The organism is Galenea microaerophila (genome assembly GCF_054657255.1).
The window spans coordinates 1-14579 of record NZ_BAAHWZ010000001.1 but is presented as its reverse complement, the minus strand read 5'-3'; the positions used below and the strand labels follow the sequence as shown (position 1 = coordinate 14579).

Sequence of the window (14579 nt, the reverse complement as noted above, 5' to 3'; positions counted from 1 at the left end):
CTTATGCTTCCTCTAAATGGGTAAATAACCAAGGGGCTTCTTGTTTACGTCGCGCTTCATAGGCACGAATCTCATCTGCATGTTGCAGGGTCAACCCGATATCATCCAAACCGTTGAGCAAACAGTGACGACGGAAACTGTCCACTTCAAAATGAATGGTTTCACCATTGGGCTTCACAATCTGCTGCGCTTCTAAATCCACTGTCAGTTGATAACCTTCATTGGCCTCAACCTCCTTAAACAGCTCATCTACAATGTTCTCATCCAGCGTAATGGGCAGAATGCCATTTTTAAAGCTGTTGTTAAAGAAAATCTCTGCAAAACTGGGGGCAATAATGACATCAAAGCCATAATCTTTTAAGGCCCAGGGCGCGTGCTCACGACTGGATCCACAACCGAAGTTTTCGCGTGCCAATAAAATTTTAGCCCCTTGATAACGTGGTTGGTTTAGCACAAACTCAGGGCTCAACGGCCGTTGAGAACAATCTTGTCCAGGCTCACCCACATCTAAATAACGCCACTCATCAAACAGATTAGGACCAAATCCTGTACGCTTAATCGATTTTAAAAACTGCTTAGGAATAATGGCATCAGTATCAACATTGGCACGATCCAATGGCGCCACTATGGCCGTTAACTTTTCAAACTTTTCCATCTTAAGCCTCCTGCGCCAACATTTCTCTAACATCCACAAAATGCCCTGCAACCGCAGCGGCAGCTGCCATCTCAGGACTCACCAAATGCGTCCGTCCGCCAGCGCCTTGCCGCCCTTCAAAGTTACGATTGGAGGTGGAGGCGCAATGTTTACCCGCCGGGAGCTTATCCGCATTCATCGCCAAACACATGGAACATCCTGGGTTACGCCATTCAAAACCGGCTTCGATAAAGATTTTATCCAACCCTTCCTCTTCCGCTTGTTTTTTCACCAAACCGGAACCTGGTACAACTAAAGCCTGTTCGACGCTGTCTGCGATCTTGCGACCCTCTAAGACTTTGGCCGCAGCGCGCAAATCTTCAATGCGTGAATTGGTACAGGAACCAATAAAGACATAATCCACCGGAATTTCTGTCATCGCAATATCGGGCTCAAGTCCCATATAATCTAATGCGCGTTGAATGCTATCGGCCTTCACAGGATCAGATTCATGCGCTGGATTTGGTACCTTGCCCTCAATCGGCGCCACCATTTCTGGGGAAGTGCCCCAAGTCACTTGCGGCTGAATTTGACTGCCATCTATCTCCACAACACGATCAAAATGCGCATCTGGATCCGATTTCAAATCCTGCCAAGCCTCCACAGCTTGCGCCCACAACTCACCTTTTGGCGCAAATGGACGCCCTTTAACATATTCAATGGTTTTCTCATCCACCGCGACCATTCCTGCTCGCGCACCGGCTTCAATCGCCATATTACAGACTGTCATCCGACCTTCAATAGACATATTGCGGAACACTTCGCCACCAAACTCAATGGCATAACCTGTGCCGCCTGCAGTTCCAATTTCACCAATAATTGCCAGAATCACATCTTTTGGGGTCACGCCGGGGTGGAGCTCACCATCCACTTTGATCAGCATATTTTTCATTTTTTTCTGAATCAAACACTGGGTCGCGAGCACATGCTCCACTTCTGAGGTCCCAATCCCGTGTGCCAGAGCCCCCAAAGCCCCATGGGTGGACGTATGTGAGTCGCCACAAACCACTGTCATCCCAGGGAGCGTAGCGCCCTCTTCTGGTCCCACCACATGTACAATCCCTTGACGAATATCCCCAATGCCAAACTCCGTAATGCCAAATGCCTTGGCATTGTTATCCAAAGTCTGCACTTGAATACGAGAGATGGGATCTTGAATATCTTCAATGCTGTGATATTCCGTAGTGGGCACATTGTGATCAGGCGTTGCCAGATTGGCATCCACTCGCCAAGGTTTACGCCCGGCTAACCGCAGACCTTCAAACGCTTGCGGAGAGGTCACTTCATGCAACAAATGGCGATCAATATAGATCAAAGCCGTGCCATCTTCTTCCTGGCGCACCACATGCTGTTCCCACAATTTATCATACAAGGTCTTGGACATTGCTATAATCCTGTTTTATAAATTTAATAGTAAATTATAGCGTTTTACCCCGCAGCGAAAAAGGAAAAATGAGCTACCAAATAAAAGAAGTGTTTTACTCTTTGCAAGGCGAAGGTTTTCACAGCGGCCGTCCAGCAATTTTCTGTCGTTTTAGTCAGTGCAATCTGTGGACAGGACGTGAAGCAGATCGTGCCAAAGCGGTATGTCCCTTTTGTGATACCGACTTTGTCGGCACAGATGGTCAAAATGGCGGACGATTTGCCAGCGCCGAAGCGTTAGCTCTCCATCTGCGCACTTTTTGGCCGGATGATCCAGTGCCCCCTTTTGTCGTTCTGACCGGTGGGGAGCCGCTGATGCAGGTGGATCAAGTTTTGGTGGATACCTTGCATACCTTTGGGTTTGAAATCGCCGTGGAAACCAATGGGACCTATTTGCCTCCCGCTGATATTGACTGGATTTGCGTCAGCCCTAAAGCCGGCGCTCCATTGAAACTCACCGAAGGTAATGAACTTAAATTGGTTTACCCCCAAGCCGACCTGATGCCCCACCAAGTGGCCGACCTAGCATTTGATTTGTTTTATTTACAACCGATGGCAGTCAGTGAGACGGAATTGAATCAAAAGTATTTGCAACAAACGCTCAACTACTGCTTACAACACCCGCAATGGCGGCTGAGTTTGCAAACCCATAAACTATTGGAGATTGATTAAACAGCAAAGGTCTCAAACTGGATTAAACTGCTCAATTTTATCCAAATCCAACACCCGTAAATCCGGATCAATGCCGGCTTGCTCAAAGCGCTCACGCCATTCGCGTTTTTTACCTTGAATTTCCAACAGCTCATGGCTATTGCCTTCCAGCTGGTGCATCTGCTCTAAGGCATTAAAATAAAACGCCATCACTTCCAAAGCAGACGCATCTCCTTCTTCCGCTAAGCGTTCAATGCGCTGCAAACGGTTATACACTTTCATCACCGCCCGCTTCAAAGCCCAACTATAGAGCAGCGGCTTGACCCAATCCTTCTCTTTGAACACCGTGTACACCAAGGTCATGGTGATCACCAAGCCAATAAAGGCGCCAATAAAATCTGAGATATAATGATTATCAAAATACTGACCAAACAGCGCCGTAAATCCCATCGACATTGACAAGCCAATCAAAAAGAAAAGTCCCATAATCCGAAAAAGTGCCTTGCGCGCCATTTGATTATGATGCTTAATATCTACCGTTTGTAACTGGAAAATCATACTTTAACTCCACACTCAATTATTGCGACAATTATGCCAAAAGTCCCAGTCCTGCAGTTAAAAAACTCGACCAAAGGCGAGCTCTACGCCATCAGTTTAACCTTTATTGATGCTTGGTTTCCCATTTTGGCGCTCTATTGTGTCACCGCTTTAGGCGCGATTCACACCTACTTTTATAGCTTAGTCATCGCAGCCACTCTCTTAGGCCTTCTGCTCTGGCAACAGGGTAAAGTGACGGAACTCAAACTGCGCAAGGCGTGGTGGAATCTGTTTATGGTCAGCTTGACGATCACTTCTCTGTATATTTTGGTATTTTTAGCTTTACGCACCACTTCCCCCAACCATGTCGCGCTGATTCTCTTTTTACAGGTGCTGTTTGCCTATCTATTTTTTGGACGACAGCCTGAAGAACAGCTCTCATCCATGCATAAATGGGGCGTGATGTTAATGAGCTTAGGCGCCGTCATTATTCTTTTTCCCGAAGACTTACAAATCAATAAAGGGGATTTATGGGTGCTGATGGCGGCACTGATTGCGCCCTTCGCCAACCTTTATCAAAAGCGAGCACGTCAGCAGGTGAGTAGCTTGACCATTCTTTTTGTGCGCTCAGCCATCGCCCTGCCCTTTCTCTATCTACTGGCTACGCTGCTTGAGCCCACACCCAGCTGGCACGCCATTCAACAACAAGGCATATGGTTACTGCTCATCGGAGGATTGGCTTTTGTGGTCGGCAAAGTATGGTGGATTGAAGCGATTCGCCTGCTGCCAATTACCAAGGTGAACGCGCTCTATGCATTTGCACCGGCCTTAACCCTGCTACTCTCTTATTGGCTATTAGGTACCCCACCAACGCATTCACAAATTTTAGGTGCCGTTCCTATTATTCTCGGCAGCCTGCTTCTGACACGCCAAGCTTCTGCTAAAATACGTTTGTCAGCCAACCAAACTGAGGAGAAACCATGAAAACCATCTGTACAGAACAACAAGTTTTAGAGGTGATGAATGAACGTCATGCCTGCAAGGTGATGGATGCGGATAAAAAAATTCCTGATACCACCTTTCAAACCCTGCTTGAAGTGGCCAGATTAAGCCCCAGCTCCTTTGGCTATGAGCCTTGGAAACTGATCGTGCTGCAAGACCCAGAGTTGAGGCAAAAGCTAAAGCCAATCACTTGGGGCGCACAAAAAACGCTCGATACCGCCAGTCACTTTATCCTTATTTTATCTCGCACTGCCAAATCCATGCGCTATGACAGCGACTATATTGAGCATATGATGCGCGATATTCACCATTTACCGGAAGAACATAGGGTGAAACGCCAAGCGTTCTATCGCACTTTTCAGGAATCAGATTTTAACCTTCTGGAATCTGACCGTGCGATGTTTGATTGGGCAAGCAAACAAACCTATATTTTGCTGGCCAATATGATGACCTTGGCTGCCAGCCTGGGCATTGATAGCTGTGCCATCGAAGGCTTTAAAATGCAGGAAACCAATCAATTTCTAGCCGAGGATCTAGGGGTAGACACGGAACTCTTTCAAATCAGTGTGATGTGTGCCTTTGGTTATCGCGTCTATGAACCCAAACCGAAAACACGCCAACCTTTAGCTGACATTGTCGAATGGAAATAGCTAAGGTGAAACCTCCATTAACTGTTTGACCTGTTGAATAAACGCTTGTAAATAGGGTTGTGGCTGTTCGCTTTCGCGAATGGCTGCAAAAAGCTTCGCTTTGACACCCGCTTCTCCCAAACGCAGGCGTTTAAGGTGATTAAATTCAGGCTGAGAGTCCAACAACCAAACCGGTAACGCCGCCACGCCTTTATTCGCTTCCACCCACTGTAACAGCATCAAACTCATCTCTGAGTGACGAATCGCTTTGGGCTGCACCTTCGCCGGCCAGAGAAAATCTTTAAAAATATCCAATTTATTATAATTAACGGGATAGGTTAATAAGGTCTCATTCGCCAAGTCTTGTGGCTGACAAAAAGATTTTGCCGCGAGTGCATGTTCTGGACTTACCACCAGCACCACTTCATATTCAAATAACGCAATAAACTCAACTTCAAGCGCCTCTGTTGTTTCCGAAGTGATCACCAAATCAATTTCATGTTTTTTCAATGCATCCAAACTCGGACGCACCAGTTGCGCCACGATATCGACTTCAACATCTGGAAATTGCTGCTGATAACGTCGTAAAACCGGCAGTAACCACTCAAAACAGGTGTGACACTCCACGCCTAACCAAAGCCTTCCCAGATGACCCGTGCGGAGGCGTTGCAGATTGTTCTCTGCCTGTACCACTTGCGGCAAAACTTGTTCCGCCAGCTGTAAAAGCTCTTCACCCGCCGGCGTCCATTGAACCGGCTGCGTTTTACGCTCAAATAATTTTAACGTCAACTGCGATTCCAGCTGCTTCAACTGGTGCGACAGAGCCGATTGCGTCATAAACAGCGCTTCTGCTGCACGATTCACCGAGCCATAATTTTCTATGGCTTGCAAAGCTTGTAGATGTTTCAACTCTATCATTAATTTTTCTCATATTTAGTTGAATTTAATTCGTTTGTTTTCATATTAAAGCCCCACTATGATAATGCTGTCAAATTTAGATTTAACCCACAAAAGGAACACATCATGACAACCTTACATAACCTTGGCTACCCCAGAATCGGGGCGAAACGGGAACTCAAATTCCAACTCGAAAAATACTGGCGTAAAGAAATTTCACGTGCTGAATTAGATGCAACCGCCAAAAACTTACGCCAACAAAACTGGCAAACCCAACTGGAAGCGGGCATTGAACTGCTCCCTGTGAATGATTTTGCTTATTATGATCAAATGCTCAATATGAGCACCCTTCTTGGCTGTATTCCCAGCCGTTTTCGTCAAGACACCTATGATCTAGACATAGCCTTCCGCATGGCACGTGGTCAAGCACCGAGTGATGATGAACAACACTGCTGTAGCGGCGGCCATCAAGATAGCTCAGCGTGCACCATGAAAAAATGGTTTGACACCAACTATCACTATATTGTGCCTGAATTTGAAGCCGATACCGAATTTAAAATAACCGACACGCGACTTTTTGATGAAATCTTAGAAGCGCAAGCCCTAGATACGCAAGGCGAAGTTCAACTGAAACCCGTCCTTATTGGACCTTTAACCTACCTCTATCTTGGGAAAAAATTCGGTTATGAAGGCCAAAAACTCGATTTACTGCCTAAATTATTGCCCGTCTATCAACAGATTCTGGGGAAATTGGCTCAATTAGGCATTGAATGGGTACAAATTGATGAGCCCATTTTAACCCTTGAACTCGACAATGCATGGCAAGCTGGCTTCAACACCGCTTATCAACAGCTTGCAGAGTCTCCAGTTAAGCTACTTTTAGCCACCTACTTTGACACCTTAGGGGAAAATCTTGTGCTGGTCAAACAGCTCCCAGTTGCCGGCCTTCATTATGATGGCGTCAGAGGTGCCGCACAACTTCAAGAAGTCATTGCGCAATATCCTGAAGACAAAGTTCTTTCACTTGGTTTGGTTGAAGGTCGAAATATCTGGAAAACAGATCTTAATGCTGCCTTAGACATCTTAAAACCCGTCGCCGAGAAACGCGGCGAAAACCTATGGCTTGCACCCAGCTGCTCCCTCTTGCATGTGCCCGTCGATCTGGATTCCGAAGAAAAACTGAATACGGAAATCAAATCTTACTTAAGCTTTGCCAAGCAGAAGCTCAATGAAGTTGCCTTATTGCAAAAAGCACTCGCTGGACAAGCCGTTGAAGCGAAATTGGATGCGCAGGCTGCTTGTATCGAAGCGCGTAAAAACTCAACGCTGATTCACAATCCGGCTGTCGCTGAACGCATGGCTAAAATCGATACGGTTCCTAACCGCCGTGCTACTCCTTATGCCGAACGTGCACCACTGCAGCATGAAAAACATCAGCAAAAACTGCTACCGACGACCACCATTGGCTCTTTCCCACAAACACAAGAAATACGTCAAACTCGCCGTGCGTTTAAAAATGGCGATATTGATGAGGCGACCTATATTGAAGCGATGAAAAAAGAGATCGCCTATGTTGTTGAACAGCAGGAAGCACTGGATATTGATGTACTGGTCCATGGTGAGCCAGAACGTAACGATATGGTTGAGTACTTTGGAGAGCAGATGGATGGCTACGCCTTTACCCAATTTGGCTGGGTTCAATCCTATGGATCTCGCTGCGTAAAACCACCCATTATTTATGGTGATGTCGCACGACCCAAAGCGATGACCGTTTTCTGGTCCACTTATGCACAAAGCCTAACAGAGCGCCCAATGAAAGGGATGCTTACCGGGCCTGTTACCATGTTGCAATGGTCTTTCGTGCGTGATGACCAACCTCGTCAAACCACTTGCGAACAAATTGCGCTTGCACTCTTAGACGAAGTTCAAGACCTTGAAGCAGCAGGGATTACCGTTATCCAAATTGATGAACCTGCCTTACGCGAAGGGTTGCCACTGAAAAAATCTCAATGGCGTGAGTATTTAGACTGGGCGGTGAATACCTTCCGTCTTTGTACCTCCAGCGTTCAAGACAGCACTCAAATTCACACCCATATGTGCTATTCAGAATTCAATGACATTATTGAAGATATCGCTGCGATGGATGCTGATGTTATCACCATTGAGACCTCAAAGTCTCATATGGAATTGCTGAAAGCCTTTGTGGACTTTAACTATCCTAATGAAATTGGACCTGGTGTGTATGACATTCACTCGCCCAATATTCCAACGGTCGAGCAGATGGTGACACTTCTAGAAAAAGCGGCAGAATCGATTCCAGTCGAAAGACTATGGGTCAATCCAGACTGCGGACTGAAAACACGTGCCTGGGCAGAAACCATTCCTTCATTAGAAAATATGGTTAAAGCCGCTAAAACCCTCCGCGAAAAATATCAATCATAAACCCTAACTGTCTCCCGATTCAAATCGGGGGACATTTCACTCAATCGTTTGCCTTCCGTAAACAGTCAAATGGACATCATATTGAAATAAGAATCAATAGCTTTTATTCCGTTCGGTAAACCTCATCCAAAGATTGACCTTTCTCATTTTTCCAATCTGTCCAGCCATTAATCGACATATTTACAATTGTCGCCGCAGCACCTGATGGACTTTTAAATAGATGATCCTTAAGCAGGATAAAATCTCCATTTTCAATCTTGGCCACACCTTGGTTAATCAAAGCATCTCTATGTTTAGTACGCCTTTTATATTTATATGTATTATCATAAGGCGCCTTTGAACCCGCCAATACAAGAAACCCTTCGTTAGTCATCACCCCTTTTGCCTCAGCATGTCCGCGATTCAGATAAAAGTATTCTGGCTGAGTTGAATTGACATTATCAGAATGTGTATCTTCTGCATAGGTGGAAATTTTTCGAAATACTGGATGCCCTAAAGTGCCCAGCAAAGTTGTTAAAATAGAAAATATCTCATGACAATCTGCCTCTAATGGAGGCGGCACATGAGGTTTAGAACCACTGTTTTCATTATGAAGGTGATAACGCTCAGCCTCATTCGCTTTCTGAATGGCCAGCCACTCAAGGTAAAGTGCATGAGTTTGTGTCAAGTTCTGCGTTAATGACACTGCAACAGCAGCCTTTGTCCAAAATTCTTTTTTCTTAGCATGATTTGTCAGCCGTTTTTTTAACTCACCTGACTGCCCAATATAAAGCAGTTCTTCTCCTGTCTCCTCATCTTGACCAAATAGAAAGTAGATACCCACTTGAGAAGACGCAGGCATCTGACAAAATTGGGAAAACTGAACTCTTGGAAACTCAATCAGTTGCATAATACTGGTTGTCATTTCCGCAATGCGAATGCCTGTTGGATCCCCATCAGGCAAGAAAATTTGGATTGTTTTCGGAGAAGTCATTTAATGGCCTTCATAAAAAGCTTTAAAAAGGTTGTAGTTTTTTCCATTATATAAATCTAAATCGCCCTAATAACTCAGGTCAGCACGATCATTAGCTAACCTTAATAATTATAACCTTTAATGGAACTCAGATAATTTAGGGTTTAAAACGAACATCTCATCTCACTTAAGACAGAAAACTTAGTATCCTATTCAATCATAGATGAATAGTTTTTTAAGATAGGCCAAGATTTGGTTACATAATTTATAACCGACAGAAGCGCCTATTGCACAGCCCTTAAACAAAGCGGTATTACAAATCGATTTAGGGAAATGATATAAATGCTTAGGAATTCTAAATATAAAAAAACCCAACCGACATCAGCCAGCTGGGTTTTTGGAATAGATAAGCTTGGGGATGACCTACTCTCACATGGCACCTGCCACACTACCATCGGCGCTGAGACGTTTCACTTCTGAGTTCGGAATGGGATCAGGTGGTTCCATCTCGCTATGGTCCCCAAGCAATTGGGTTATGTACAGTGTGTAAATGCTAAATGCACACTGCACTGAATTCGGAATAGATTCACTTTTAAGTCTTTTGTAAAGTTGTAACGTCAGGTCAATGTCCTTACAAGTTTTATTCAATCTTTAGAACTTGTCATCTTCTTTTAATCACTCAACCTTCGCTTAAGCCCACTGCTTAAGGTTACTTTTGAGTTGTATAGTTAAGCCTCACGAGTAATTAGTACCAGTTAGCTTCACCCATTACTGAGCTTCCACACCTGGCCTATCAACGTCCTAGTCTTGAACGGCTCTTCAGGAGACTTAAAGTCTCAGGGAGAACTCATCTTGGGGCAAGTTTCCCGCTTAGATGCTTTCAGCGGTTATCTCTTCCGAACTTAGCTACCCGGCAATGCCACTGGCGTGACAACCGGAACACCAGAGGTTCGTCCACTCCGGTCCTCTCGTACTAGGAGCAGCCCCCCTCAATTCTCCAACGCCCACGGCAGATAGGGACCGAACTGTCTCACGACGTTCTAAACCCAGCTCGCGTACCACTTTAAATGGCGAACAGCCATACCCTTGGGACCGACTTCAGCCCCAGGATGTGATGAGCCGACATCGAGGTGCCAAACACCGCCGTCGATATGAACTCTTGGGCGGTATCAGCCTGTTATCCCCGGAGTACCTTTTATCCGTTGAGCGATGGCCCTTCCACACAGAACCACCGGATCACTAGAACCTGCTTTCGCACCTGCTCGACGTGTCTGTCTCGCAGTCAAGCACCCTTCTACTCTTGCGCTCATTGCACGATGTCCGACCGTGCTGAGGGTACCTTCGCGCTCCTCCGTTACTCTTTGGGAGGAGACCGCCCCAGTCAAACTACCCACCATACACTGTCCCTGACCAGGATTCACTGATCTAGGTTAGAACCTCAACACGACCAGGGTGGTATTTCAAGGACGCCTCCGCCGAGACTGGCGTCTCGGTTTCTCAGGCTCCCACCTATCCTACACAGGTCGTGTCAAAGTCCAGTGCAAAGCTGTAGTAAAGGTTCACGGGGTCTTTCCGTCTAGCCGCGGGTACGCAGCATCTTAACTGCGAGTTCAATTTCGCTGAGTCTCGGGTGGAGACAGTGTGGCCATCATTACGCCATTCGTGCAGGTCGGAACTTACCCGACAAGGAATTTCGCTACCTTAGGACCGTTATAGTTACGGCCGCCGTTTACCGGGGCTTCGATCAGGAGCTTGCACCCCATCACTTAACCTTCCGGCACCGGGCAGGCGTCACACCCTATACTTCCTCTTTCGAGTTTGCAGAGTGCTGTGTTTTTAGTAAACAGTTGCAGCCACCTGGTCTCTGCAACCTAGTTCGGCTCCACCCGCAAGGGGCTTCACCTACTTTAGGCACACCTTCTCCCGAAGTTACGGTGTCATTTTGCCTAGTTCCTTCACCCGAGTTCTCTCAAGCGCCTTGGAATTCTCATCCTGACCACCTGTGTTGGTTTGGGGTACGGTTTCTATATACTTGAAGCTTAGAAGCTTTTCTTGGAAGCATGGCATCAATCACTTCGCCCATAATGGGCTCGTCATCACCTCTGAGGATTGATTCGCCGGATTTGCCTAGCGAATCTCCCTACTGGCTTGAACCTGGATAACCATCACCAGGATGATCTAGCCTTCTCCGTCCCTCCATCGCGGTATATAGAAGTACAGGAATATTAGCCTGTTTCCCATCGACTACGCCTTTCGGCCTCGCCTTAGGGGCCGACTAACCCTACGTCGATTAACGTTGCGTAGGAACCCTTGGTCTTTCGGCGAGGGAGCTTTTCACTCCCTTTATCGCTACTTATGTCAGCATTCGCACTTGTGATATCTCCAGTAAACCTTTCGATTTACCTTCGCAGACTTACACAACGCTCCTCTACCATGCCTTACGGCATCCGCAGCTTCGGTACACTACTTAGCCCCGTTAAATCTTCGGCGCAGGCCGACTCGATCAGTGAGCTATTACGCTTTCTTTAAAGGGTGGCTGCTTCTAAGCCAACCTCCTGACTGTCTAAGCCTTCCCACATCCTTTCCCACTGAGTAGTGTTTAGGGACCTTAGCTGGCGGTCTGGGTTGTTTCCCTCTTGACTACGGACGTTAGCACCCGCAGTCTGTCTCCCATGATTGCACTTGTTGGTATTCGGAGTTTGCCATGGGCTGCTAAGCCTTGACGGCCCGCTAGACCATAACAGTGCTCTACCCCCAACAGTGAGACATGAGGCACTACCTAAATAGTTTTCGAGGAGAACCAGCTATCTCCGAGCTTGATTAGCCTTTCACTCCGATCCACAGCTCATCCCCGCATTTTTCAACATACGTGGGTTCGGCCCTCCAGTTGGTGTTACCCAACCTTCAGCCTGGCCATGGATAGATCGCCCGGTTTCGGGTCTACTCCATGCTACTTGCGCCCAGTTAAGACTCGGTTTCCCTACGGCTCCCCTATTCGGTTAACCTCGCAACATAGAGTAAGTCGCTGACCCATTATACAAAAGGTACGCAGTCACCCCGAGGGGCTCCCACTGCTTGTACGTACACGGTTTCAGGTTCTATTTCACTCCCCTCCAGGGGTTCTTTTCGCCTTTCCCTCACGGTACTGGTTCACTATCGGTCGGTAGAGAGTATTTAGCCTTGGAGGGTGGTCCCCCCATCTTCAGACAGGATTTCTCGTGTCCCGTCCTACTCGTTTTCACCCATAATAAGTTTTCGTATACGGGACTATCACCCTGTATCGTTGGACTTTCCAGACCATTCTACTAACTTATTATCGGCTTAAGGGCTAGTCCCCGTTCGCTCGCCGCTACTTAGGGAATCTCGGTTGATTTCTTTTCCTCCGGGTACTTAGATGTTTCAGTTCTCCGGGTTTGCCTCCCACTAGGGGATAACCAGCTGGTGCTGGTTGGGTTTTCCCATTCGGAAATCCTCGGGTCATAGGTTGTTTGCCACCTTACCGAGGCTTATCGCAGGCTACCACGTCCTTCATCGCCTTCTACCGCCTAGGCATCCACCGTGTACGCTTAATCACTTAACTATACAACTCAAAAATAACCTTGCTTGCGCTTGGCTGGCATGACCTTTTGTGTTGAGCTTGCGCTCAATCATGCTTTGTTTTTTGAGGTTGCTGTGATTAAAAGTTTCGCTGACATGTTCTTACTTGATTGTTTTGAACTCTGTAAGATACATTGTTACCTATATCTTTACTGCATATCATCCGTTGGAGCAGATGATATGCGACTTTACATGCTTAAATATGTCGGTATTTAAGCACTTCACTCAGATGGTTGTCTCGGACTGTTGTCTTTGATTTTCATCTGGGTGAATCTATTCCAAATTGTTAAAGAGCTTTTTGTTTTCAAAGCTTAAAGGCTTTGATCACTTTGCTTTCAGTCTTAATGAACTGAGAAGAGGAATTATAGCATTCACACTTCTTGTTCTCAATAAGAACCGCTTATAGATTCTTTGCTTTGATACAAGAACTTATAAGCGGTTGTTATTGGTGGAGCTATGCGGGATCGAACCGCAGACCTCCTGCGTGCAAGGCAGGCGCTCTCCCAGCTGAGCTATAGCCCCATGGTGGGTCTGGGTGGATTTGAACCACCGACCTCACCCTTATCAGGGGTGCGCTCTAACCAACTGAGCTACAGACCCGGTTCTTTTCCTTCTACAACACTTTCGTGTCTTCGGTAATTCAGAGAGAATTTATGTGGAAGCTGCCTTAAGCTCGCTTTCTTTTTTATCTTAAAGGAGGTGATCCAGCCGCAGGTTCCCCTACGGCTACCTTGTTACGACTTCACCCCAGTCATGAACCACACCGTGGTGACCGGCCTCCCGAAGGTTAGCCTAGCCACTTCTGGTGCAGCCCACTCCCATGGTGTGACGGGCGGTGTGTACAAGGCCCGGGAACGTATTCACCGCGACATTCTGATTCGCGATTACTAGCGATTCCGACTTCATGGAGTCGAGTTGCAGACTCCAATCCGGACTACGAGAAGTTTTTTGAGATTTGCGCACTGTCGCCAGTTGGCTGCTCTTTGTACTTCCCATTGTAGCACGTGTGTAGCCCCTCCCATAAGGGCCATGATGACTTGACGTCGTCCCCGCCTTCCTCCGGTTTATCACCGGCAGTCTCATTAGAGTTCTCAACTAAATGGTAGCAACTAATGATAAGGGTTGCGCTCGTTGCGGGACTTAACCCAACATCTCACGACACGAGCTGACGACAGCCATGCAGCACCTGTCACTGCGTTCCCGAAGGCACAGCGCCATCTCTGGCGCCTTCGCAGGATGTCAAGGGAGGGTAAGGTTCTTCGCGTTGCATCGAATTAAACCACATGCTCCACCGCTTGTGCGGGCCCCCGTCAATTCCTTTGAGTTTTAATCTTGCGACCGTACTCCCCAGGCGGTCAACTTATCGCGTTAGCTTCGCTACTAACCCTTTTAATAGGGCCAACAGCTAGTTGACATCGTTTACGGCGTGGACTACCGGGGTATCTAATCCCGTTCGCTCCCCACGCTTTCGCACCTCAGCGTCAGTTTTAGTCCAGGAAGTCGCCTTCGCCACTGGTGTTCCTCCAGATATCTACGCATTTCACTGCTACACCTGGAATTCCACTTCCCTCTACTAAACTCTAGAATGCCAGTATCAGATGCAGTTCCCAGGTTGAGCCCGGGGATTTCACAACTGACTTAACATTCCGCCTACGCGCGCTTTACGCCCAGTAATTCCGAATAACGCTTGCACCCTCTGTATTACCGCGGCTGCTGGCACAGAGTTAGCCGGTGCTTCTTCTGTGGGTAACGTCAA

The 14579-nt window shown here is 47.0% G+C and carries 9 protein-coding genes, 2 tRNA genes and 3 rRNA genes; 4 read left to right on the top strand and 10 right to left on the bottom strand.

Annotated elements, in window-relative coordinates:
• Position 1 precedes the first annotated feature (1 nt).
• Both leuD and leuC read right to left on the bottom strand, forming a co-directional pair.
• On the bottom strand, positions 2 to 655 hold the full coding sequence (gene leuD, locus ACYQ05_RS00070; protein ID WP_459817397.1) for a 3-isopropylmalate dehydratase small subunit: 654 nt from the start codon (positions 653 to 655) through the stop codon (positions 2 to 4).
• Position 656: 1 nt separating this feature from the next.
• Positions 657 to 2078: a 3-isopropylmalate dehydratase large subunit gene (gene leuC / locus ACYQ05_RS00065; RefSeq protein ID WP_459817395.1), complete on the bottom strand. Its 1422-nt coding sequence runs from the start codon at positions 2076 to 2078 to the stop codon at positions 657 to 659.
• Positions 2079 to 2146: 68 nt separating this feature from the next.
• Between leuC and queE the strand changes: the two genes are divergently transcribed.
• On the top strand, positions 2147 to 2788 hold the full coding sequence (gene queE, locus ACYQ05_RS00060) for a 7-carboxy-7-deazaguanine synthase (protein ID WP_459817393.1): 642 nt from the start codon (positions 2147 to 2149) through the stop codon (positions 2786 to 2788).
• 12 nt (positions 2789 to 2800) lie between these two features.
• Here queE and ACYQ05_RS00055 read toward each other — a convergent pair whose 3' ends face one another.
• Positions 2801 to 3325 (bottom strand): DUF3087 family protein, encoded by a 525-nt coding sequence (locus tag ACYQ05_RS00055; RefSeq protein ID WP_459817391.1) that lies wholly within the window; start codon positions 3323 to 3325, stop codon positions 2801 to 2803.
• 33 nt (positions 3326 to 3358) lie between these two features.
• Between ACYQ05_RS00055 and ACYQ05_RS00050 the strand changes: the two genes are divergently transcribed.
• Both ACYQ05_RS00050 and ACYQ05_RS00045 read left to right on the top strand, forming a co-directional pair.
• The gene (locus tag ACYQ05_RS00050) at positions 3359 to 4288 is read left to right on the top strand and encodes a DMT family transporter (protein ID WP_459817389.1); all 930 of its coding nucleotides are present in this window, start codon (positions 3359 to 3361) and stop codon (positions 4286 to 4288) included.
• Positions 4285 to 4956 (top strand): NAD(P)H-dependent oxidoreductase, encoded by a 672-nt coding sequence (locus tag ACYQ05_RS00045; RefSeq protein ID WP_459817387.1) that lies wholly within the window; start codon positions 4285 to 4287, stop codon positions 4954 to 4956. Before ACYQ05_RS00050 ends, ACYQ05_RS00045 begins: the two co-directional genes overlap by 4 nt.
• Here the strand turns inward: ACYQ05_RS00045 and ACYQ05_RS00040 are convergent, their stop codons facing one another.
• The gene (locus ACYQ05_RS00040) at positions 4957 to 5853 is read right to left on the bottom strand and encodes a LysR substrate-binding domain-containing protein (protein ID WP_459817385.1); all 897 of its coding nucleotides are present in this window, start codon (positions 5851 to 5853) and stop codon (positions 4957 to 4959) included.
• Positions 5854 to 5958: 105 nt separating this feature from the next.
• Between ACYQ05_RS00040 and metE the strand changes: the two genes are divergently transcribed.
• Positions 5959 to 8274, top strand: coding sequence for a 5-methyltetrahydropteroyltriglutamate--homocysteine S-methyltransferase (gene metE / locus ACYQ05_RS00035; protein ID WP_459817383.1), 2316 nt, complete (start codon positions 5959 to 5961; stop codon positions 8272 to 8274).
• A 103-nt stretch (positions 8275 to 8377) separates the two neighbouring features.
• Here the strand turns inward: metE and ACYQ05_RS00030 are convergent, their stop codons facing one another.
• From ACYQ05_RS00030 to ACYQ05_RS00005, 6 genes are all read right to left on the bottom strand, one after another.
• The gene (locus ACYQ05_RS00030; protein WP_459817381.1) at positions 8378 to 9247 is read right to left on the bottom strand and encodes a GIY-YIG nuclease family protein; all 870 of its coding nucleotides are present in this window, start codon (positions 9245 to 9247) and stop codon (positions 8378 to 8380) included.
• Between the two features lie 389 nt (positions 9248 to 9636).
• A 5S ribosomal RNA gene (rrf, locus tag ACYQ05_RS00025) occupies positions 9637 to 9751 on the bottom strand.
• Positions 9752 to 9950: 199 nt separating this feature from the next.
• Positions 9951 to 12806 (bottom strand): 23S ribosomal RNA (locus tag ACYQ05_RS00020).
• Between the two features lie 463 nt (positions 12807 to 13269).
• Positions 13270 to 13345: transfer RNA gene (locus ACYQ05_RS00015), tRNA-Ala, on the bottom strand.
• 1 nt (position 13346) lies between these two features.
• Positions 13347 to 13423: transfer RNA gene (locus ACYQ05_RS00010), tRNA-Ile, on the bottom strand.
• Positions 13424 to 13515: 92 nt separating this feature from the next.
• Positions 13516 to 14579 (bottom strand): 16S ribosomal RNA (locus tag ACYQ05_RS00005); the annotation flags it as partial.

Coding starts and splice junctions, on each gene's coding strand:
- leuD (WP_459817397.1), bottom strand. CDS start 655: ATGGAAAAGTTTGAAAAGTTAACGGCCATAGTGGCGCCATTGGATCGT.
- leuC (WP_459817395.1), bottom strand. CDS start 2,078: ATGTCCAAGACCTTGTATGATAAATTGTGGGAACAGCATGTGGTGCGC.
- queE (WP_459817393.1), top strand. CDS start 2,147: ATGAGCTACCAAATAAAAGAAGTGTTTTACTCTTTGCAAGGCGAAGGT.
- ACYQ05_RS00055 (WP_459817391.1), bottom strand. CDS start 3,325: ATGATTTTCCAGTTACAAACGGTAGATATTAAGCATCATAATCAAATG.
- ACYQ05_RS00050 (WP_459817389.1), top strand. CDS start 3,359: ATGCCAAAAGTCCCAGTCCTGCAGTTAAAAAACTCGACCAAAGGCGAG.
- ACYQ05_RS00045 (WP_459817387.1), top strand. CDS start 4,285: ATGAAAACCATCTGTACAGAACAACAAGTTTTAGAGGTGATGAATGAA.
- ACYQ05_RS00040 (WP_459817385.1), bottom strand. CDS start 5,853: ATGATAGAGTTGAAACATCTACAAGCTTTGCAAGCCATAGAAAATTAT.
- metE (WP_459817383.1), top strand. CDS start 5,959: ATGACAACCTTACATAACCTTGGCTACCCCAGAATCGGGGCGAAACGG.
- ACYQ05_RS00030 (WP_459817381.1), bottom strand. CDS start 9,247: ATGACTTCTCCGAAAACAATCCAAATTTTCTTGCCTGATGGGGATCCA.